This is a genomic window from Paraburkholderia sp. FW306-2-2C-D06C, from assembly GCF_058781505.1.
Genome location: NZ_JBYSWU010000006.1, coordinates 35,090 through 53,880, shown reverse-complemented (window position 1 = coordinate 53,880; position 18,791 = coordinate 35,090). Strand labels below are relative to the sequence as shown.

Annotated in this window: 21 protein-coding genes; 9 read left to right on the top strand and 12 right to left on the bottom strand. The window is 56.1% G+C overall.

Annotated features, from left to right (window positions below):
- Positions 1 to 444 precede the first annotated feature (444 nt).
- The 3 genes from AC3WLT_RS06325 (at position 445) to AC3WLT_RS06315 (ending at position 3,024) form a co-directional block, all read left to right on the top strand.
- Complete coding sequence (locus AC3WLT_RS06325; protein WP_492591051.1) at positions 445 to 963, top strand: hypothetical protein; 519 nt, start codon at positions 445 to 447, stop codon at positions 961 to 963.
- Between the two features lie 50 nt (positions 964 to 1,013).
- Positions 1,014 to 1,469, top strand: a complete 456-nt coding sequence (locus tag AC3WLT_RS06320; protein ID WP_492591050.1) for a hypothetical protein — start codon at positions 1,014 to 1,016, stop codon at positions 1,467 to 1,469.
- 556 nt (positions 1,470 to 2,025) lie between these two features.
- Complete coding sequence (locus AC3WLT_RS06315) at positions 2,026 to 3,024, top strand: DUF4365 domain-containing protein (RefSeq protein WP_492591049.1); 999 nt, start codon at positions 2,026 to 2,028, stop codon at positions 3,022 to 3,024.
- A 179-nt stretch (positions 3,025 to 3,203) separates the two neighbouring features.
- Here the strand turns inward: AC3WLT_RS06315 and AC3WLT_RS06310 are convergent, their stop codons facing one another.
- The 3 genes from AC3WLT_RS06310 to AC3WLT_RS06300 form a co-directional block, all read right to left on the bottom strand.
- Positions 3,204 to 3,788 (bottom strand): acyltransferase, encoded by a 585-nt coding sequence (locus AC3WLT_RS06310; protein ID WP_492591048.1) that lies wholly within the window; start codon positions 3,786 to 3,788, stop codon positions 3,204 to 3,206.
- Positions 3,789 to 3,932: 144 nt separating this feature from the next.
- Complete coding sequence (locus AC3WLT_RS06305) at positions 3,933 to 4,589, bottom strand: hypothetical protein (RefSeq protein WP_492591047.1); 657 nt, start codon at positions 4,587 to 4,589, stop codon at positions 3,933 to 3,935.
- Positions 4,590 to 4,686: 97 nt separating this feature from the next.
- On the bottom strand, positions 4,687 to 5,037 hold the full coding sequence (locus AC3WLT_RS06300) for a hypothetical protein (RefSeq protein WP_492591046.1): 351 nt from the start codon (positions 5,035 to 5,037) through the stop codon (positions 4,687 to 4,689).
- A gap of 69 nt (positions 5,038 to 5,106) precedes the next feature.
- Here AC3WLT_RS06300 and AC3WLT_RS06295 point away from each other — a divergent pair, with 69 nt between their 5' ends.
- Positions 5,107 to 5,370, top strand: coding sequence for a helix-turn-helix domain-containing protein (locus tag AC3WLT_RS06295; RefSeq protein WP_492591045.1), 264 nt, complete (start codon positions 5,107 to 5,109; stop codon positions 5,368 to 5,370).
- A gap of 28 nt (positions 5,371 to 5,398) precedes the next feature.
- Here AC3WLT_RS06295 and AC3WLT_RS06290 read toward each other — a convergent pair whose 3' ends face one another.
- From AC3WLT_RS06290 to AC3WLT_RS06280, 3 genes are all read right to left on the bottom strand, one after another.
- Positions 5,399 to 6,043: a hypothetical protein gene (locus AC3WLT_RS06290; protein WP_492591044.1), complete on the bottom strand. Its 645-nt coding sequence runs from the start codon at positions 6,041 to 6,043 to the stop codon at positions 5,399 to 5,401.
- A 2-nt stretch (positions 6,044 to 6,045) separates the two neighbouring features.
- Positions 6,046 to 6,354 (bottom strand): hypothetical protein, encoded by a 309-nt coding sequence (locus AC3WLT_RS06285; protein ID WP_492591043.1) that lies wholly within the window; start codon positions 6,352 to 6,354, stop codon positions 6,046 to 6,048.
- 720 nt (positions 6,355 to 7,074) lie between these two features.
- Positions 7,075 to 7,383, bottom strand: coding sequence for a hypothetical protein (locus tag AC3WLT_RS06280; protein WP_492591042.1), 309 nt, complete (start codon positions 7,381 to 7,383; stop codon positions 7,075 to 7,077).
- Positions 7,384 to 7,811: 428 nt separating this feature from the next.
- On the opposite strand from AC3WLT_RS06280, the gene AC3WLT_RS06275 reads away from it, so the two are divergent.
- The 5 genes from AC3WLT_RS06275 (at position 7,812) to AC3WLT_RS06255 (ending at position 11,604) form a co-directional block, all read left to right on the top strand.
- Positions 7,812 to 8,003, top strand: a complete 192-nt coding sequence (locus AC3WLT_RS06275) for a hypothetical protein (RefSeq protein WP_492591041.1) — start codon at positions 7,812 to 7,814, stop codon at positions 8,001 to 8,003.
- Between the two features lie 154 nt (positions 8,004 to 8,157).
- Positions 8,158 to 9,135, top strand: coding sequence for a hypothetical protein (locus tag AC3WLT_RS06270; protein WP_492591040.1), 978 nt, complete (start codon positions 8,158 to 8,160; stop codon positions 9,133 to 9,135).
- A gap of 148 nt (positions 9,136 to 9,283) precedes the next feature.
- Positions 9,284 to 10,072, top strand: a complete 789-nt coding sequence (locus tag AC3WLT_RS06265) for an HNH endonuclease (protein ID WP_492591039.1) — start codon at positions 9,284 to 9,286, stop codon at positions 10,070 to 10,072.
- Between the two features lie 66 nt (positions 10,073 to 10,138).
- Positions 10,139 to 11,128: a DUF4268 domain-containing protein gene (locus tag AC3WLT_RS06260; protein WP_492591038.1), complete on the top strand. Its 990-nt coding sequence runs from the start codon at positions 10,139 to 10,141 to the stop codon at positions 11,126 to 11,128.
- 17 nt (positions 11,129 to 11,145) lie between these two features.
- On the top strand, positions 11,146 to 11,604 hold the full coding sequence (locus AC3WLT_RS06255; RefSeq protein ID WP_492591037.1) for a hypothetical protein: 459 nt from the start codon (positions 11,146 to 11,148) through the stop codon (positions 11,602 to 11,604).
- On the opposite strand, the gene AC3WLT_RS06250 is transcribed toward AC3WLT_RS06255, so the two are convergent.
- From AC3WLT_RS06250 to AC3WLT_RS06225, 6 genes are all read right to left on the bottom strand, one after another.
- Positions 11,601 to 12,758, bottom strand: a complete 1,158-nt coding sequence (locus AC3WLT_RS06250; protein WP_492591036.1) for a hypothetical protein — start codon at positions 12,756 to 12,758, stop codon at positions 11,601 to 11,603. The genes AC3WLT_RS06255 and AC3WLT_RS06250 overlap by 4 nt on opposite strands.
- A 495-nt stretch (positions 12,759 to 13,253) precedes the next feature.
- Positions 13,254 to 14,267 carry a hypothetical protein gene (locus tag AC3WLT_RS06245; RefSeq protein ID WP_492591035.1) on the bottom strand — a complete coding sequence of 338 codons (1,014 nt, stop codon included), beginning with the start codon at positions 14,265 to 14,267 and terminating at the stop codon, positions 13,254 to 13,256.
- Positions 14,264 to 14,545, bottom strand: a complete 282-nt coding sequence (locus AC3WLT_RS06240) for a helix-turn-helix transcriptional regulator (protein WP_492591034.1) — start codon at positions 14,543 to 14,545, stop codon at positions 14,264 to 14,266. The genes AC3WLT_RS06245 and AC3WLT_RS06240 overlap by 4 nt, the downstream gene beginning before the upstream one ends.
- Before the next feature lie 377 nt (positions 14,546 to 14,922).
- On the bottom strand, positions 14,923 to 16,131 hold the full coding sequence (locus tag AC3WLT_RS06235) for a tyrosine-type recombinase/integrase (protein ID WP_492591033.1): 1,209 nt from the start codon (positions 16,129 to 16,131) through the stop codon (positions 14,923 to 14,925).
- Positions 16,132 to 16,543: 412 nt separating this feature from the next.
- Entirely contained in the window at positions 16,544 to 17,872 is a 1,329-nt protein-coding gene (locus tag AC3WLT_RS06230; protein WP_492591032.1) for a DUF3443 family protein, read from the bottom strand.
- 29 nt (positions 17,873 to 17,901) lie between these two features.
- On the bottom strand, positions 17,902 to 18,441 hold the full coding sequence (locus tag AC3WLT_RS06225) for a DUF2844 domain-containing protein (RefSeq protein ID WP_492591031.1): 540 nt from the start codon (positions 18,439 to 18,441) through the stop codon (positions 17,902 to 17,904).
- Between the last annotated feature and the right edge of the window lie 350 nt (positions 18,442 to 18,791).

Genomic DNA, 18,791 nt, shown 5'->3' with positions numbered 1-18,791 from the left:
GAACGAACCTTTAAAAGTCGTGTGGATGTCTTCGATACAACCGAGACCCACAGTTTATTGTTCGACTCGTGCCAGTGCCCGCCGGCCGTTGCCTGCGACAGTGACCATCGAAATCCAACTACCGTTTGCGTCTAAAAAGCCCACGATCGCCGACGAGCGGTCGCCTAAACGCTTCACTTGGATGCCCGCTTTTTGGGCTTCGCTGATCCGCCGGTGAGGACGGGTATGAAGCGCGGGCGCACGTCCTACGGATTCATCGGCAACGGAGGCCCCCGCCGTGATGCACCGTTTCCTAGACTCTCTTTCTTGCGCCACGACTCGTCTGGGTACCGAGCGGATTTGCTAAAATAGACGCCACTAGCCAAGAGCCTAAAGAATCGCCAAGAATGGTGATTGCAAGTTGATGATAGTTCGATTACAAAGTCGACAACATTAAATATTCGGATGAATTCCGTGATGGCGATAAAAATATTCCATTGTAATAGGGCCTATGGTGAGGACTGGCTCGCGGATGTTACTAAAGAAAACGGTATGCACTACAGGATAATTCATGCGATCGTGGAGGCAATAAAGCAAAGCGATGGTGGAGAAATTTCAAGGCAATCGATATATGCGTTCGACCCTGAAATTGAAGAATACGTCACGCGTCGTCGGTTCAAAATTTTTCCAGCCGGCGGTCAAGCATTGACAGGCAACGGTGAGGGAATTTTCCATGCTAAATTTGCCTCTTCAAAAAGCGTAGCCGTTCTCTGGTGGAAACTACATCGAGTAATATATGTGACGTTTGACGATCACGCGCCGGTGAAATATCATCGAGCCATATTTACATTTCATCGACTAAGGGTGGGAAAGTACGTTTATCCGCTTCGCGCTAGAAGTAGTCGGAAGTTGATAGAACTGCTGAAGAGTAAGCAACGTTGGAGTTACCGGGGCGTCGATCTAAAAAAACTTCATCATTTCTAGATGACCAGTTAGGCTTGTCAAACGTTCGACGTAGTAACCGGAGGTGCTTGGTGAAATACAACGAAGAATTTTTTAAAACCAGCAATTTTGTAGATGCGCAAAGTTGGGTCTTCGCTGCATTAGGAGGTGCTTCTTTGGCATTCTTTTTTGCCATGCTCTCAGCAAGCGATGAAATGCTCCGGGCGACCAGTGTCAAAATTTTCGCGGAGCCCCTTTTCTGCACCAGCCTAATATTTAGCTCGGCATTCGCCTTCGTAGTCAAAATTTCCGGCGGCGATGCCGAGTTGATCCATCGATTAAATTGCTCTAGGCTTTTTGGCTGGATTCCAGTTATTGCCGTATGGAGTTTCCTGGGAGGCTCGTTAGCGATCATGTTCGCATTTTCAATCGCCTTGGCAATCCTGGCTATTGCGTTACTTGCATTCTCGTATTTCGCGTTTGTAACGACGATAAAAAAAGTTGAGCTAACACGGTGGATGACCCGTCTCAGCCGCCGGTGTCCCTAGCCCCGATGATTCGCATTGCTTCGTCCGCTTTCTGCCTCGAAACGGTCGCTCGTGGAATTGGTACCGAACGGGTGCAACGACCTAAGTGGCGACGCCACCTCGCAACGTCGGAATGACCGCTGTTCGAGTGGAACAGTTGCCCGAACGTCGGCAACAGTTCCTATGGCGAATGACCGCAACTGGACCCTGCCTCCCCGAATGGAGGGCGGTGTGACCATTCCGTCTCGGACGGACCGAGCCCGACAACGGGCTCAGTTCGACCCGAGAGCGGTCGGTTGCTCTGTACATTGTCGTTTGAAGATTTCCGGCGAGAGTATGGCCGAGGCACACACTGCGCCCGTTGAATCTATGTCGGGCAACTGGCAGAATTCGCCGCAGTGCGGGTCGGGTCGCTCACAACACGAGGCGTGACTCAGTAGACGATAGCATGCTTGGCCCGTAGGCTAAATACAAATAGCCCAGCAACTTAACGGAGCCGGGTGGCATTCCTCCGTCAGCTTTCAAAGTTGCTCTTGGAGATATCAAATTTTTATCTTTTGAATACAGGTTGGGTATCTTGACTAAAGGCTTCCCCCAATTCACTTCAAACGCCCGGAAAGGTGAACGCGGCGTCGACATTGTTTCACGAATCGTTCACGAGAAATTCAAGTGGTTATTTAAGCGAAACCACCAGGAACATGATTTCGGGATTGATGGACAGATTGAGGTTGTTACCGACGAGGGGGCGGTGACTGGTCAAGTATTGGCGGTTCAGATTAAATGCGGGAAATCGTTTTTCGAAGAGAAGAATAAGTGGGGCTATGTTTACCGTGGCGAACTAAAACACTTTAACTACCTCTCGAACTATCCAGTACCAACGCTTATTGTTATTTGCCACCCTGACGAGGAAACGTGCTATTGGTCAACATTTGTCCCAAAGCAAGCTCAAGTTAACGAAAGTGGGTGGAAGTTGACCATCCCTTTCGAAAATCGACTACATGACGCGAAGCCAGAACTTGAAGCGCTCCTTCCCCCGCTACAAGATAGCCTCTCTGACCTCAAGGAATACTGGGAACTAAATCAGCTTATCGCAGAAGCAACTTACATTCACTTCATCATCCATGCTTCTGAAGTGAAATCGCGCGACACGAGCAGACCTCGCGCATTCTTCGACCGCCTACGCTCAACCAAGGAACTCGCTCACTACTGCCAGGGCAAGCTGGAAATCAGCTTCGAAGGCTATGATCACGACCGGCGCGTGCTGTTTGAGATCGAAGAAGTCAGAGAGTACGTTCCAAGTCTGTGTCATGCCTTGCCAGAGTTGCTTTTCTTTATCCGAACGCAGCAACCGACACATGCTCTAAGAATGCTGTTCCTCTGCCAGACAGCCGTAGAGCTATTGCAATCTCACTCAACGAGCGAGTTTAGGAGCAAGGTCACCAGTGTTGGAGTTGCTGAGTTCCTGATGCTGATGTTTCCAGGTCTAAACCAGATGACAAGTTGGCTCGAAATGTCCATCGAAGAGAACAGTACCATCACGAATAACGTGTGTGCCTGTCTTGGAATCGAATCATGAAGTGATGCATACCCCCACGATCGGACTGGCTTGCGCAAGCTTCGCTTGGCGACGTAGGCCACACATGCGAACATTGAACGTCTGCTTCACGCCCTGAGTCAACCGGTCAAACATTTCCCGGCGGAAGCGCGAGGCTTCCGAGGACAGGCGAGCCCCGCTTCCTCAGCGCAACAGTGCACCTAGGGCTTTTTCATAAGCTCTTCTTCGAGTTTGAGCAGTTGTCTCGATCGCGCGCGAAGTCGTCTGGCGGGAGTTCCGAAGTAAACACCCCATGGGCCGAGACTCTTGGTAACCAGCGACAGTGCTCCGATCGACGCTCCTTCGCCAACGGAGCATCCAGGCAGGATGACGCTTCCCGATCCAACAATGACGTGACGTCCAAGGTTTACCGGCGCGACCTTGACGTTCAGATATTCCTTTGGCACGGTCGGATTCGTCAGCGCCGCACCAGAGTAATCATCCGAAGTGCTGTAGATACGTACCCCTTGCGACAAACCAGAGAAGTCGCCCAGTTCGATACCGCCGCCACCAGCGAGAAACGCCATGCCGCCGATGTGAACGTGCGAGCCGATCTTTATGTAGCCGCTTGACGCCGACATTACGGTCGGACCATCGACGCGCACGTTGTCGCCGATTGATATGTTTTGCATGCCTATGATGGTGCAGTTTTTGGCGACTCGGACGTTCGTGCCGACTTTACAGAATCCGAACGTCATTAATTCGCCTTCGGTCCAGTAGCCAGGGTTTAGTGATGGACTTTCCATGATTGATTTACTCGGATTTGAACTCGTCGTTGCGCGTGCGTGCTAAAAGTGGAGCCGTTCATTAGCTACGCGGCAGGGCTCGAATTGATCGGGTTCTCCGCCGTTGCTGGGTAAGCGCGGGGCGGAACATGTGCGTCCCAAGTGTCACCAGGCAATCCGTCGGCAGTTGTTCTGCGCCGTGCACCGGGCATCGTATTTGGCAATGGCGTCCCCCTTCTTCTGATCGGTTACGTCGTTGTCGTATATGTCCTGAATGATGTTGGCGTAGAGCGCCTGCTGCATCACCGGCAGAGCGCCAAGACGGGCAAGCAGTTGCTGTTCGGTTGCCCCTGCGTTCTTGCAAGCCACTACGAACGCACCGTCAGAGAGCTTGGGGCTTACGCCCGGGCATGGATTCGGCATTGACTTGGCTTGCGCTGCAGTTTGTTGTTGGCGCTCCGCGTCACGCCGGTTGCTCGCCAGGATGGCCGCTTGGTCGCTGGCATAGCCAGCAGAACCAGTGCCGTATCTCTGGTCGGATTCTCTTTGCGCCTCCATCCGCTGCTGCATTTGTGCTTGCCCTTGGGCTTGCGCGGCCGCGGCCTGTCTTGCGCTGTCTTCCTGCGCCTGCTTCTCTTTTCCGCTCATGGGCTGTTGCGCGTCGCTCGCAGCGTTGCTTCCGGCCGTCTGCGGTAGCAACTGTCTGGTTTGCGTGATCGCACTTTGTACTGACTGCAGAGCACTAAAAATCGGGTTCATCTGCGCATGCGCGGCGGGAACCGCAAACAAGATGGCAAGCGGAAATGCAAGTGAGAGTTTCATGATGATTCACCGGGTTAAACGTTACTGTTGAGATGCATCCACAGACCGCATGCAGGAACGGGCGCATGCACGGTCGGCAACACAGGCGAATGAGCAGTCAGTTCACGGTAGAGCGGTACTGGGCATCGAGCGTGCGCGTGCATGCCCGAAACGCTGCTTCGCCGATAAGTCCGCAGTGCCAGAGCGCGCGAAGCCGTTCGCGCCGGACGTCAATGGCGTACGAACTGTCGCCAACAAACCGCCACGCCGCGTCGATCAGCTTTCGCCAGACGCGGCGGCGCAGGATCAGGTACGCCACAACTGCAAAAGCGCCAGCACAGACACACACCACAGCCCAGCCGGGAGGGGATAACCCCACCCGGTTGACTTTTAACCGGCGCATGTCGAGCGCGATGCCGAGGGCGGCAGACACAGCCGCACACAGCCAGATCATCGTCAGGTCCATCATGCCTCTTCCTCTGTCGAACATGTCATATGCGTATATAGCATATTCTAAATGCGCATCTAGACTTCCGCTATGGCCCATCCCATCCATGATCACCGTTACCAAGCAGTCGCCGCCCGACTCAAGGAGCTACGCGAGCAGCGTGGCTTGCACCAGCAGGCCGTAGCTGAGCGGCTTGGCCGAACGCAAACGTACGTATCCAGATACGAGAGCGGCGGGCGGCGTCTCGACGTGATCGAGTTACTGGATGTCCTCGTTGCCCTGGATGCCGATCCGCATGAGTTCATTGACCGCGTGCTAGAGCAACCCATGAAGGCGCTGCCGCGAGGAGAATAGTCGCCGCGCCAGGGTTGTCACTGCACGATCACGGCGGCTTCCAGTCTGGCTGTTTTGATCCGGTACTTGCAAGCCGCAAGGACAGGGCGGAGGACAGCGTGATCCGATAGCGTTCCCACGCGGTGACGTACAGGCTGCTTCGCTCGCGTTTGGCACCCGGCGAGAATTCGAGACGAGCGTTGTGCGCCCCAATTCCTGGATGCGATTCCGAAGAGTCCGTGACGAGGATCGCCGACGGAACGAAGCGGCGCGCCACCGCCGTCCCGGCCGTTCCCGTCGCAACTACGGCATGTTGCTGTCGAGGACAACTCAGCGGAGCAAAGCTCAGGATCACTGGTCGCCCGTTTTGCAAGGCTGTCCGGGTGAAGTCGAGGACGCGGTGGTGAGACCCGGCAACGTAAGCAAAAGTCAGCCCGAAATCCAGTTCGTCAAGTCGCTGTCCAAGTTCCTGCAGGCCAATGCCATCCGTATAAACGTCTTTCAACTTCCGCCAGAACCGTTTTGCGTTCGGCTTGGATCGCGGGTTCGATATTAGGCTGGGCGTGTCGAGGATGCCGAGGAGGGTCAGCGCCGCTGCTGCTGCGTGGGTCGCGCAGCCCCCTGAAATCTCGCCTTGTGAACAGTAAATTTTCGAGTCTGTCGACAGCAGTTTGTGCACGATAAATTCAGGCATACTTAATATTCACTCGGCAAAAAAATGGTTGTTGCGCGTCGATCCGCTTCCGTGATTACCCAGACCCTCTCTTGTCGAGTGCCAACTTCGTAGCAGGACAGAATGCGCGCGCCGGTCAGAACGGCGTCCCGGTTGGCCCCAACATCGGATGCACAGAGGTCTCCGAAATCGCCGCACTGATGACGACGCAGCAGGCTGGTCGCGTTTGTGCCGGTCCTGTCGAGCAGGTCAATCGCGCCGGGAGTAGCCAGGAGGCGGCCGAGGGGAAATAACGGGTGTAACAGGACACCCGGCAAGGCTTCTGATTTCATGGTCAGTTTCTGGAAAGTGCAGGCGAGCTTGTGCTTCCGGATGGACTCGGATGGACAGGCGTCAGCCCGGTGAAAACAGGGAATCAAAACGGATGCGGCGAGGCCGCGAAATCGGGTACAGCAAGACTGCGCGAAACGTCGGTTTGTTGACCGCAAAAGCATGGCGATCAGGTGCAGCCGGGAAAGGGCAGATGACACCCTGAGGTCATGGTTGACGGTGGGGCCAAAACAGCTGGAAATCCGTGTGGCGAGGCATGAATTTCTGCGCTGTTTGCGGCGTAGGCGATCATCGATCAGACGCTCATCCTATCGGCACAAAATAGCATAATTTAGTCAAAAATCGACTAAAAATCGCGAAATTTTCGACATCCTAGCACGAAAATCCTGCTGCCCAAGCTCCGCGTAGCCCATAAAAGGGACTGATCAAGCGTCGATTTTTACAAAAATAACGACTTTCCTTGCTGGTGCGGCGTTTGGACGGTTAATCGCCCTCTCTCCCGGAGCACGAAACAGGGTAAATCGGGCCGGAAGGACCCCCTGAAGCCCTCCACAGGGCCAGTGGGCAGGGGAATGTAGCCCCGATCGCCCTAGCCGCCCTAACGGGGCGGGTTCTATGGGCGAAAATGAAGGGATTTTGTAATGTATCGCCGTGCGTCGCACGACAGCCCGATCAATTTCCCCCTGGACCCATCCGCAAATAGCGGCACGGAGCGTCGCGGTTCAGACTTTTGTGCTGTAGGGGAACGGTGAACCGGCAGCCTGCCATTTCACGACAGCCTGTGCAACGCGCCCGCCAGTTGTCAACGATTCAAAGCTCTCGACGTCGTTATTGATCAGGTAGTGATGCCAGTCGTGGTCCATGCCTTCGACTGATAAAGGAAGGACACATTCCGTCATGCGTTGCATGACCGTCGAAGCAATGCTTCTGAAATTCGGACGTGTCGTTTCGATTACGACAACGCCGTCGTTCGCGAGATCGGTGCAGATCAAGTCGAGGTCGACCGGGTCCGTGTGGAAGTTGACGATCATGGGAGTTGGGTAATCGCGTTCGATAGGCAGCCAAATTCAGATGATAGGACACGCCGGTAGATTCGATGCGTCACCACTCGAACGATCAAACATATGTTGCATGGTGAACCGGTGGTCGACGATGGTGCGGCGGTGGCAAGTGCCGACAGCGGCGAACCAGATGTCCCCGATGCCAGACGCGCTTGCAGACGACACGTGGATGAGCCTCTGCCGTTGTTGGATAAACTACTGTCGCCGACGTGGCCAGCAAGATCAATGAAACGAATTTCCGCACAATGCCCCCTGTTCAATGCGCGCCATTTTACCGGGTGACCCCCGTATCGTGAGTCGTCGGCACTCGCGCAGCGATGTGATAATAGCCACAGCGTCCGGGTGGTAGTCGCGGAGCACCTGGGCAGACGGCAACCAGAGCAGATACGAGGAACGCAGTGGACTATAACGTTTCCTACGAGCACAGCCTCGTGAGCGCACCGAACAATTTCATCGTCCATGTGCCGTCGCAATTGATCACGGACGTACCCGCGACCATACCGCGCGCTCTGCTACCCGAATTCCTCGCCGATCTTATACGGCAGCGCTCGCCGCAGATCGGCCGCATTCGCAATTTGCGCCTTCTGTGAGCGCGAGGGGGACCAAAGCATGGCCGGAGCAAACCGCCACGACTTTTCAGAGAAGACCAAGAGGTTGCTTGCGCATCGCGCAGATCATAGGTGTTCCTTTCCCGCTTGCGGAATCCGGACGTCCAGTCCGGGCGAGGAGTCGCCTAGTGCCATTGTGAGCATCGGTGTCGCGGCTCACATCCACGCGGCGTCCCCCGGAGGTCCTCGATATCTTGAAGAGATGACAGCGGAGCAACGCTCTGACATCACAAACGGCATCTGGATGTGCGCGAACCACGGCATTCTCATCGATAGAGAGCAGGTGCGGTACCCGGCAGATGCGTTGCGCAAGATGAAGTCCGATCACGAAGAGCGGCTGTCGCAAGGAATGAATACGGGATCGAGGTCAAATCACGAGACGGATTTTGTCGCCATTGGCCAGGACCTTGTTTTCTCCGGTGAGCTGATCGGAGCAAGCGGAACGGAATGGCGCGTGCGCATAGATCACTTCCTGATCGGCGATCTATCCACGTTGATCGACTTCGGTGAGCGTTTCTCTCGCATCGATCCGTATGATCGCTATATTCTGGTTAATGCGTTAGGTGATGGGCGGCAATTGCTTGCTGCACCTAAATGGGAGAAGACAGATGAGGGATATGTCGTGTCGTGCTCCGTACGCCCGGCTTTTCCCCGCACAAACGTTCACCGACTGCCAGCGGACCTAGCGCTCGACGAGGCTCACGACTTATTCCTGCTGAACGGAAACATTGCAATGGTGTCCGGTTTGGATGCGCTCCCGCAAAAGATCAAGACGTGCATCTCGACGCTGCGCGGGGAAGTTTTATTCCATCCAAGCTTTGGTACGCGAATCAAAGAGTACTTCGATGACCTCAAGGGGTCGCCATGGCTTCCGCGTCTCATCAAGCTGGAAGTTATCCGTTTGGCCTGCATACCCTACCGCGACCTCGCTGGGCTGGGGGAATACACACCAATGCATAGCGTCACACGTGTTCGTAGCGTCGATCAGCTTGCAAGCGACGCCGAAGAGGATTGGCAACCTTTCCGATTTCTGCTCGAAGTCGAGGGCATCGGACCTTGGCAGTGCGACATCCCCATATTCATCCCCCGAGGCAATAAACGACTGTCCGGTTAAACCGGAACGAAAGTCGAAATTTAGTCGCCGGAGCACTATAGCCTTGCGATGGCATGGGCGAGTTCCCGCGCCTAAAGCAAATTTCGTGCGTGCCCGAAGTCAAACGCCAAGGCTGTGCGTGATCATAAACCGACATTCCGAGACCGTTATGCGCTATCACATCTTCAACATTGGACGCCCCTACACCAACGACTGGTGGGCGCGTAATCGGGAGCTGGCTGTAATTACCGCTGGATACGAAGGGGCATCAGGGGACCGAGGCGATGTCATCCTTCATGACATGGCGCAGGGCGACTGGGTATTCGCCTACGCCAACGGGCACGGATTTGTCGGCGCTGGCCTTGTCGGCTCCGCAGAGTCATACAGACTGGCAAAGGACCGTGATCTGCCCATCGGGTACGAGTCTGATCATCGGCACCTTCGATCAGTGACATGGATCTACTATGTGACGGAAATCACCGGCGCAGTGTCGCTGGCGAACGTTGGCCGCCAGGCCCCGCGTCGAACCAAGGAGGAAATTCGCGACACGTCGATAGCTGATCGATTACTTGGTCTGTTAAAGGAGAAGCTTGCTCCGCCGCAGCGATGGTATCCGGAAGAGCTTGCATCGGGCGAAACCTACCTTGAGGGAAGTGTCGAACGGATAGTCGTGGACCGCTACGAACGAAATCCGGAAGCGCGTAGGAAATGCATTGAGCATTGGGGCGCGAAATGTGCTGTTTGCAGTTTCGATTTCGGGATGGTCTATGGTGCCCTTGGCGATGGCTTCATTCACGTGCACCACCTTCGATCGATATCTGGAATTGGAGCTGAATATGAAGTCGATCCGATCACCGATCTTCGGCCAGTATGTCCAAACTGTCACTCGATGTTGCATCGGAGTTGGCCACCCCTTGGTATCGAGGTACTTCGTACGTTCATCGACGCAGCTAAATAAGGTAGCCTAAGCGGGCGTCGCCTGATCGGACGCAACGAGCGCTACGCCAAGACAATCGGGGACAACATGGAATTCGGGAAAATATCAGCGGTGCCGATTAGAGATGTATGGGCAAGTGAAGCAGCCGACTTTACACCTTGGCTTGCCGCGAACCTGGACGTACTATCGGAAAAGCTTGGCATGGAGCTTGTTCATCAGGCGACGGAAGCTGCGGCCGGCGATTTTTCGGCAGACATTATTGCGGACGATATTTCGACCAATCGCAAGGTTGTTATCGAGAACCAATTCGGCAATACGGATCACAGGCATCTTGGTCAGATCATCACCTACTCTTCGGCTCTGGGGGCGAGCGTAGTCGTGTGGATCGCAGAAACAATTCGGTCCGAGCACAAAGCCGCCCTTGATTTCCTGAACTTCAATCTCAAGTCGACGCTGCAGTTGTATGCACTTGAGGTTAGCGTCATAAGGATTGACGATTCGAAACCCGCGTACACCTTCAATGTTGTCTGCATGCCCACAGAGCCCGATTTGGTTGACATTGGAAGCAGTGAAGGCATCAGCGAGACCAAGCTGAAGTACAAGACTTTCTTCCAAAGCTTACTCGACGACCTGCGCGAGAAATACCAGTTCACTAAAGCCCGTGCCGGGCAGCCGCAGAGCTGGTACTCGTTCAAGTCAGAGAACTCGAAAGTCTTCACTTATATGGCGAGCTTCGCGCACGGCGCACGTGTGCGAGTCGAGGTCTATATTGATGCTGGCAACAAAGCGAGGAATGAGGCGCTATTCGATGTGCTCTACACCAAAAAGGCCGAGATCGAGGGGGCATATGGACACGAGTTGTCGTGGGAGCGACTGGATGCAAAACGCGCATGCCGTGTAGCGACGTACCGGGAAGGAAGCATTGATCTGGATACTGAGCAACTTGAAGAAATCAAGAACTGGATCGAGACGGAGCTGCGACGGATGAAGCAGGTGTTTCCCGCATTTATTGCATCAGCTGCGAGAATTGTTGATGCGTCAATGCCAACGTCTGATGCGCACGAGCCAACGCCTTAAGCAATCGGAGGTATGTCGTGGGGAATCCAGAAGCAAGGTTCACGAGCGAATTTCCGACTCCAGATCAAAAGAGGGAACTGGCGGCGACATTGGCATTGCTCGCCTTAACGGCAGGGCGGGTACCCCGCGTTGCCGACAAACTCGACGGGTGGACTCCGATGCTTAGCGAATGCCATCAGAACGTCAGCCGTTGGGTCGAGTCCCATCCCTGTCACAAGGCTGTGCGCGGCTGGCTCGACGTGTCGTTTTTGGCGCTGCCATCGGCCAGACGATTCACTGCACACTCTGTCGTGGCCGACGAGAACGGTGATCTTTTCGATGTGACGTTGGGTTCGTCGGCCCCGGGGTGCAGTTTCATCCTGCACCCCGGTAGCGACGAGGCATTCTTTTACTACGCGTTCACACCTAGTGAGCACACCATCGAGCATGTGCTACCGCAGTTCAGGGAATTCCCTGAGCGAGATGACGCGCCTTAGAAGTACGCTCGAACAGTACGCGTGTTTCGGCTGGCGCTAGGGGGCTCGGCGCGCGGTGCGAACTCCTTCAGCGGAGGCGCTTTTCGCAAGTCGTTGCTCGTATTGTCAGCATGGAACGCTGCGGCAGGAAATAGTCCCGTGTCGCGCACTGCAGCGCACGCCTGTGCCCACATGGTTTCCGGCTTCCACCAACCGGCTTTGTGCGATTTCCAGAACGCGTTGATCTTGCGGACTTCGGGCGTGCCCTTGAAATGAGCCAGTGCCGCCTTTACGCCGCGGTCACGGCACAGCGACATGAACGCATCTTCCAGCTTCTTCGGCAGGGCTGTACCCACGGCATTTAGGTCGGCAAACGTGAAGCGAGCGAACCGGTTTTCAAGTTCTTCGAGTTTGTGCAGTGGTAAGCCACGCAACTTCTTGCCGCGCACTTCAACGCGCACAATAGGCGGTGCGCCGTGCAGTTGCTCCAACTGCCTGATGAAGTTCGCCGTAAGCGGCTCGCTACGAAGGCCATGTTTGGCAATGTTGAGCACGGCGCGGTGCCTGCGCTCGGCGCTCTTGTCATACACCGCAGTCATGTAATCGCTGCGCTCACTGCCGAAATTATAAGTTTCGACTATGCCGTTCGAGCTAACCGTTTTTCCGAACACGGTGAACTGCTGCGCGTTCCGATAGGAGACCAGCATACGGCTAAGATCGGCATGCAAAATATCGACTGCAAAGTCGACGTGGTTGAGCAACGCTCGTCGCATCAGGCTGCGATACGATGAGCCAACAATGCGCGTCATCACTGCGTGGAGGTGTTCGACATCACCGGGAGCAAACTTTGCCGGATTGATCTTTACCGCGATGCCGCCTTTCTGCCGCTCAAGGTCGAGTGCGCCAATTTGTACCAGCGCGTTCGATCCACCGGGTAGAGGGATGCTGAAGCTGAAGCGATACCGTTTGAACTTGACGAACGCGGGTCCGCAAGCGCCGTCCTCCATCTCTTTTTCGATGCGACGACGGGCATGCTTGAACATCACTTGCTGATCGGCAAGCGGATCGCAGGCCCACGGCAGCAGAAAGACAAAACAATCAACAACGGGCCGCTTCGGGATCGGGGTCTTGTTACGTCGTTGCATAAAGATTCCTTCGAGAATTTTGTTGAGCAAGCGTTCTGGTCGAACGTCGGTTGCATCGGCGTCATGCGATCACGCGTACATTGCCCTCTAGCTGCGCAGCAGCGGTTGAGTGCAAACGATGCGTTGCTGCATGACGCCGATGCAATGCCCTTTACAGTTTCCAGAGAGAGTGCGGACGAAGGGGATTAGTGACTTGCCCTGACGGGCATGGGGATGGAGCGCTCGATAGTGCTTTAGGTACGGGACAGGGGTATCTATCCTATATATACAATCAATGATACTCATCGAGTGCACTCTTATTAGTCGGCGACAACGGGATACGCAAATCGCGATCTTAATTCGGGCTTTTGTCGCCGCGCCCGGGGTGGGCGCGAGATGGTATGGGGCGCTGCGGAAATCGCCATCTCCGCAGTGCTGTCGACAGCACTGCGGAGATGCTTTCGAAGGTTGACGGCAGTTTGGTGTTGCACGTGTTGCGCGCGTGCGAGGGGTAGTCAGCGCCCTGCAACACGTGCAACGAACGCACTAGAATCTCATGCCGGTGCGCTGCTCAGGGCCGAGGTCCACGTCATCGTCGTTGTCGACTTCATTGTCAAACTCGATCCCGAGAAATGGGAGCCATTCGTCCCGCCATTCGTCGCCAAGCCCGGTTTCTATGTCAGAGTGAACCGAGAGCCGTATCGATGTCAAGCGTCGCCACACCGTCGTTCTGTAAATGTCGAACAAGCCCGCGATGTCCTCAGCGGATACTCCTTCCCGGGCGAGGTACCAGATACAACGGTCTGATGCAGCCGCAGCTATAAAAGTCGTTTGACTTCGCACGAAATGGTCGCGCTGCCAAACGGCCTCACACATCGTCCGGCCGATGCCCTCATCGTACTGGCTCTCCAATGACAAAGCCGTCAACGAAAATGCGTGCGAAGCGCCTGGGCCGGGTTCACACTTGTCGATGACGATCAGTTCCCCGCAATGCTCAGACAACCACGCAACGTCGCCTTTCCCGGTCTGGACGAAAAGCAGGATTTGTGCATTTTTCTCTCGCGCCCCCGCCTCGATTCGCTGAAGAGCTGCAATGATTTGCTCGCGCGTTTCGCCGATCGAGGCTTCGGCCGAAACGCAGCCGCCACTCTCGGGCAGATGCTTGAGAACGATATGGATGCCTTCATTCGACCAGGCGTTAAAGCGGCGGCAATTCATGAGCTCCTTAAAGAGCATCCGCTTATCAAGAAGTTGCTTACGAACGTCGCGGCCCGCGAGTCCCCGCGCAAAATGCAAGTCCCGAGTTCCGCCACCATACAAGCTGCACAGCGTCTCCGCGCGGGGCATCGGTAGGTCGGCGATTTTCTTGCCGTAGAGCGTGCACTCCTCGATTAGGGCTCGAGCCTGCATCATCTGCGATGGATGACGAACAGCAACAAGCACGACTCCGGGGCGCACAGGAGTAATATCTTCCCGCGCAAAATCGGGCATTCCTCGGCCCGGATTTTCGCGCGGCTTCTTCCCGTTCGGCACGGTACGGTTGTTGGCGGCGCACATCATTGCACCTCCACGGACGCGAGGAACTTTTCGACCGTAGATAACCGCCAGCCACGAATGCGCTCTGAAAGATGCAGCGGCGGCGGAAAACGCTGGTCGCGGACCATTTTATAAAGCGTAGTGCGACCGACGCCGATCGTTTGTAGGACTTCGGGGAGGCGAAGAATGCGATCAGGCGGAGTTGTGCCGTTCACACTCACGGCCGCGGAGTGGTCCGCGTGTGGAAGATACTGTTCTTGAAAATGCGATACCCGTGCCTGAAGCAGAGATTTGCGGCTCATTCGACGATCCAATGATGAATTAATCAACGCCCACGTCGAACTACTTCGACGTGGAGTGATGACATTGGCGTCTGATGTCGCATCTACTGCATTCACCCTCGATCGTTTTGACTCACCGAATGCCTTCGGAAAATCGCGCCGAGAGCGCGGGGCGCCGTGCCCTTCGCTCAGCCAGTCGTACGACTGGCAATTCGATCCTTGCAAAATTGTGCAAGGTTACGACTACTGGACTTGCCACGCTTGGTGCGCAAGCAGCGTCATAGTTATACCACTAAATTCGACAAACGGAGTCTTCGTAGGATTTGCGGAGTTTCCATGTGTGCTGGCTGGCTCAATGCGCTTAAGGATTCCGTAGACCTGCGGCCGTTTCACGCTGCTCAGTTACGTAAAGCAAATCCTGTCCAGTCGTCCATCAGCGCCGCGCGTTTGGCAAAGAGATCACCACGCGCATACGCGGCCTCTGCTTTATCCTTGATGCCGTGTGCCAATGCGGCTTCGCAAACCTCCCGCGGGTAGTGCGTCGTTTCCCCAGCCCAATCACGGAACGTCGAACGGAAGCCATGCACGGTAATGTCGTCGCGCTTCATACGTCCGAGCAGTTGCAGCATTGCCATGTTTGAGAGGGGCTTGCCATAGCGGGCGCCAGGGAACACGTAGTTGTTCTGCCGCACTTCCTGTTGAGCCTTGATGATATCGATTGCTCGCGTCGACAGCGGCACACGGTGTTCCTTTCGCATCTTCATGCGCTCAGCAGGAATGATCCAGATACCTTCGTCCAGACTGAATTCAGTCCATGTTGCGCCGATTACTTCGTTCGTGCGGGTAGCAGTCAGAATCACGAATTCGAGGGCACGCGCGGCGACACCGTCCTCAGCCCGCAATGCCTTCATGAACTCGCTGAGTTCAGCGTATGGCAACGCGGGGTGGTGTTCCACCTTCTGGACGCGGGAGCGCTTCGGTAAAAGTTTGTCCAGATGTCCCTTCAGACGCGCGGGGTTTTCTCCGCTGCGATACCCGTGAACTGCGGCCCAGTCAAGGATAGATTCGACGCGGCCTCGGACGCGGGTTGCCGTCTCAGTCTTCGTCGTCCAGATCGGCTCCAGCACCTTCATCACGAGCGCCGTGTCAATTGATGAGACCGGCAACGAAACGAAGACAGGATACGCGTAGGTCTTCAGCGTGTTGGTCCATTGGCCGGCATGCTTGGCGTTTTTCCAGCCAGCGCGATGGGCTTCGATGTATTTTTCCGCGCACTGCTCGAAGGTCATCTCGCTTGCCTGCGCTATCTTCTTTGCTGCCCGTTCTGCGTCCCGGGCATCAATCGGGTCGACATCGTCCAGGAGGAGTCGGCGGCAGTCCAAAGCACGTGTCCGGGCTTCAGCAAGTCCAATGGTGTGTACCGGGCCAAGTCCCATGCCGCGCGCTTTGCCCGCTCGCATATAACGGAACAGCCAGGATTTGACCCCGGCTGTGGTGATCTGCAAATAGAGGCCGCCGCCGTCTGCGTACAGCCCCGGCTTCGTTGTCTTGGTTACCTTCAACTGGTTTAGCTTGTTCGTCGCGCGCGGCATGATGATGACTAGCAAATTGACTATCAAATTATAGTCGGATTGTAGCGCATCTTGATGAACGATAATGAACGCTTGAGTCGTCGGTACCCAGTGCTGGAAGGGGATTGCGGGACTTCTCTGAATCTGATGGAATGATATTTAGACGGACACCCTTTCCGCCAAGACATCAAGCAAGCAGGCCCTTCGGGGCCTGTTTTCGTTTCTACCCGCCAAAAAACCCGCCGTCCATCTCCTTAGTTTTGAGACCCCTGAAAAGACTTCTCGAAACTGCACTTCCCTGGCAATACTGCGCTATCGAGTGCATAAAAAAACTTTGCGTTTACTTTAGACCCAAGGACCGTCAGCCACGACAAAACAGAAAACCGGCAGCAGGCTGCACAAAACCGCAGCCCGCGCCGGCAGTCACCCAGCACTTACACCAGCGTGGTCAATTCGACACGTACGCCACGTACGGCCCGGTGCCGCCGCCCGTCGAACTGCGGCCGCTGATGCCGTAGTACACATGCCTCCCGTAGAACGCCGGAATCCCGAAGTCGAGATCGCTGTTCATGTAGAGGCCGAGGTTGTTAAACGCGTTGTTAGAGCCCGCGAGGAGAGTCGCCGCGTTTGCGATGTTGAAGCCGAACGTCGCATTCGCCGGACTCGTCGATGCGAGCGTTGCCGAGCGGCCCAACGTTGTACTCGGCGTGTAGAACATCGAGGCGTTGTGCGTGATCGTCGAATCCTGGAAGAACAACGCGGTCGAGCCGGAATCGAAGAACGCCCCGCTGCTCAGCGTCTTGCCATTGAACGTCGCCGTGAAGTTGCCGTTGATGTCAGTGGGAATCAGCGTCGCGCCGGCGCCGGACAATACGTTATTGCTCTGCGTGTCGATCCCGAACACGAGCGTGCCGGCCGCGGTCGCGCTGCCGCTGTCGGACACCTGGGCCATCTCGATGATCACGCCGTTGTTGTCCTGGGAAAACAGGTACACGGGGTTGGTGACCTGAGCAGTCGTCGCGACGTTCACCGCAGTGCCCACATTGGTGTAGTAATGCTGCGTGATCGGCGTGGTGGCGTTCGCGCATGACGAGCCGCAGTCGTGCGGCGCCACGCCGATACCGAGGATGCCGTTTGCACCGAGCGCGCTGGGCGAGTCGATCGCGGTGCCGACCTTGCATTCGGTGGGAGCCGAGATCGCAAGGTTGGGATCGGTCATCACGTGAATCGGTACGCTGGAAGCCAGTTCGCCACCCATCTTCACGTCCGCCGTATGTACCGTGCCCCACGCGTAGCCGCTGCCGAACAGCGCGCATTCGGCGAGCGGCAGGCTACTGGACGAATCGGTTTCAGCCGTCAGGCTGTTAAACGTCGTGGTCGGAATCGCCGACTCGAAGAGCCGCAGGCCATACGAGCCTGTATCCACCAGCACGTTCGAGATGGTCGAGCAGTTCGTCGCGCCGCTTGAACCGGGCGCGCAGATCGTGACATTCACCATCGGTTGATTGCGGATACCGGTGCTCGACACCGTCATGGCCACCGTGTTCGACGAACCGGCCAGCGTCGGCACGGCCGACGCGTCGACCGCGAGGGTGTTGCTCGACGTGGTCGTGTTGCTGGACGTGGAGCCGCTGGTTGTGGAGCCGCTGCTGGTTGTGGAGCCGCTGCTGGTCGACGAACCGGATGTCGCGGTAGTCGACGAGCTGCCGCCACCGCCGCCGCATGCAGTCAGACACAGGCCGAGCGTCGCGGCCAGAATCCACGCGAATTTGCGCATTGCTATCTCTCGTTTGATCTTGTTGCCGGTTATTGGATATCGTCGGCGCTCAAGCCTTGCGGCAGCGCTTGCGGCAGGTAGGCACGGCCATGGAACGCGCCCATGTGGCCGCCGGTGTCGACCACCAGGCCGGTCTGGCGCACTGCGGCCGGGCCGTAACCGCCGCCTTGCGCGGCGTGGATGTCTGCGAGCCCCTGGGTGTAGGACGGAAAATAGTCGCCGAGCAGCGTGTTGAGCGGCGCCATCGTCGGACCCTTCCAGCTGATTGCGAACACCGCGTTGTTCTGCGCGACGTACTCGCGGATGACGGTGCCGGACGCCATCGTCGTCTCGTTGACGGTGTACGCGGCGGACGCGACGCCCGATGCCTGCGCGAGGCGCGCGGCAAACGATGCGCTGGCGGCGGTGCCGGCACGGGTCGTCGTTGTGCTGCCGTCGGTGCGGATGCCGCTCGAGTAAGTCGGCGCGCTCCCCAATGCGCCGTATGCCGGCAGGGCTGCAAGCGCCGCCCCGACGCTGGTTGCGATCACCGCGGTCGCGGCAATGCCTCTAATTGAATTGATGGCCATATTGTTGATCGGGTTTTTTTTGTCTGGGCGTGCGCCACCACGTTGCAGCGCGGATGCGCGCACGGTAAGCATTATTACCCTCCGGTAATAATTTGATCCGACGAATAGCGGGCTGGAATGGGCTCTATTTAGCCTCAACTTTGCCGGACCGATAGCGTGATGAAAGTTATCCAGGGTAATTCGGGGCAGCAGCGCTGTATATATTGGCTGTTATTTTTATGCTTCATGCATACCCGAATTGCGCAGATGTCGGCTATTGCCAGTTTAGGTGCTTCCGTTATCCCAGATACTGATCAACCCGGATCTCAGGATTATGTGCGTTGTGCTTACACGGCGCATTTCAGGTGAAT

Bases quoted from the DNA above. Each gene is read 5' to 3' on its own strand.
- AC3WLT_RS06290 (WP_492591044.1), bottom strand. From the start codon at position 6,043: ATGCCTGAATTTATCGTGCACAAACTGCTGTCGACAGACTCGAAAATT.
- AC3WLT_RS06240 (WP_492591034.1), bottom strand. From the start codon at position 14,545: ATGAGCCGCAAATCTCTGCTTCAGGCACGGGTATCGCATTTTCAAGAA.
- AC3WLT_RS06260 (WP_492591038.1), top strand. From the start codon at position 10,139: ATGGAATTCGGGAAAATATCAGCGGTGCCGATTAGAGATGTATGGGCA.
- AC3WLT_RS06305 (WP_492591047.1), bottom strand. From the start codon at position 4,589: ATGAAACTCTCACTTGCATTTCCGCTTGCCATCTTGTTTGCGGTTCCC.
- AC3WLT_RS06265 (WP_492591039.1), top strand. From the start codon at position 9,284: ATGCGCTATCACATCTTCAACATTGGACGCCCCTACACCAACGACTGG.
- AC3WLT_RS06230 (WP_492591032.1), bottom strand. From the start codon at position 17,872: ATGCGCAAATTCGCGTGGATTCTGGCCGCGACGCTCGGCCTGTGTCTG.
- AC3WLT_RS06325 (WP_492591051.1), top strand. From the start codon at position 445: ATGAATTCCGTGATGGCGATAAAAATATTCCATTGTAATAGGGCCTAT.
- AC3WLT_RS06295 (WP_492591045.1), top strand. From the start codon at position 5,107: ATGGCCCATCCCATCCATGATCACCGTTACCAAGCAGTCGCCGCCCGA.
- AC3WLT_RS06245 (WP_492591035.1), bottom strand. From the start codon at position 14,267: ATGATGTGCGCCGCCAACAACCGTACCGTGCCGAACGGGAAGAAGCCG.
- AC3WLT_RS06285 (WP_492591043.1), bottom strand. From the start codon at position 6,354: ATGAAATCAGAAGCCTTGCCGGGTGTCCTGTTACACCCGTTATTTCCC.
- AC3WLT_RS06300 (WP_492591046.1), bottom strand. From the start codon at position 5,037: ATGATGGACCTGACGATGATCTGGCTGTGTGCGGCTGTGTCTGCCGCC.
- AC3WLT_RS06310 (WP_492591048.1), bottom strand. From the start codon at position 3,788: ATGGAAAGTCCATCACTAAACCCTGGCTACTGGACCGAAGGCGAATTA.
- AC3WLT_RS06280 (WP_492591042.1), bottom strand. From the start codon at position 7,383: ATGATCGTCAACTTCCACACGGACCCGGTCGACCTCGACTTGATCTGC.
- AC3WLT_RS06225 (WP_492591031.1), bottom strand. From the start codon at position 18,441: ATGGCCATCAATTCAATTAGAGGCATTGCCGCGACCGCGGTGATCGCA.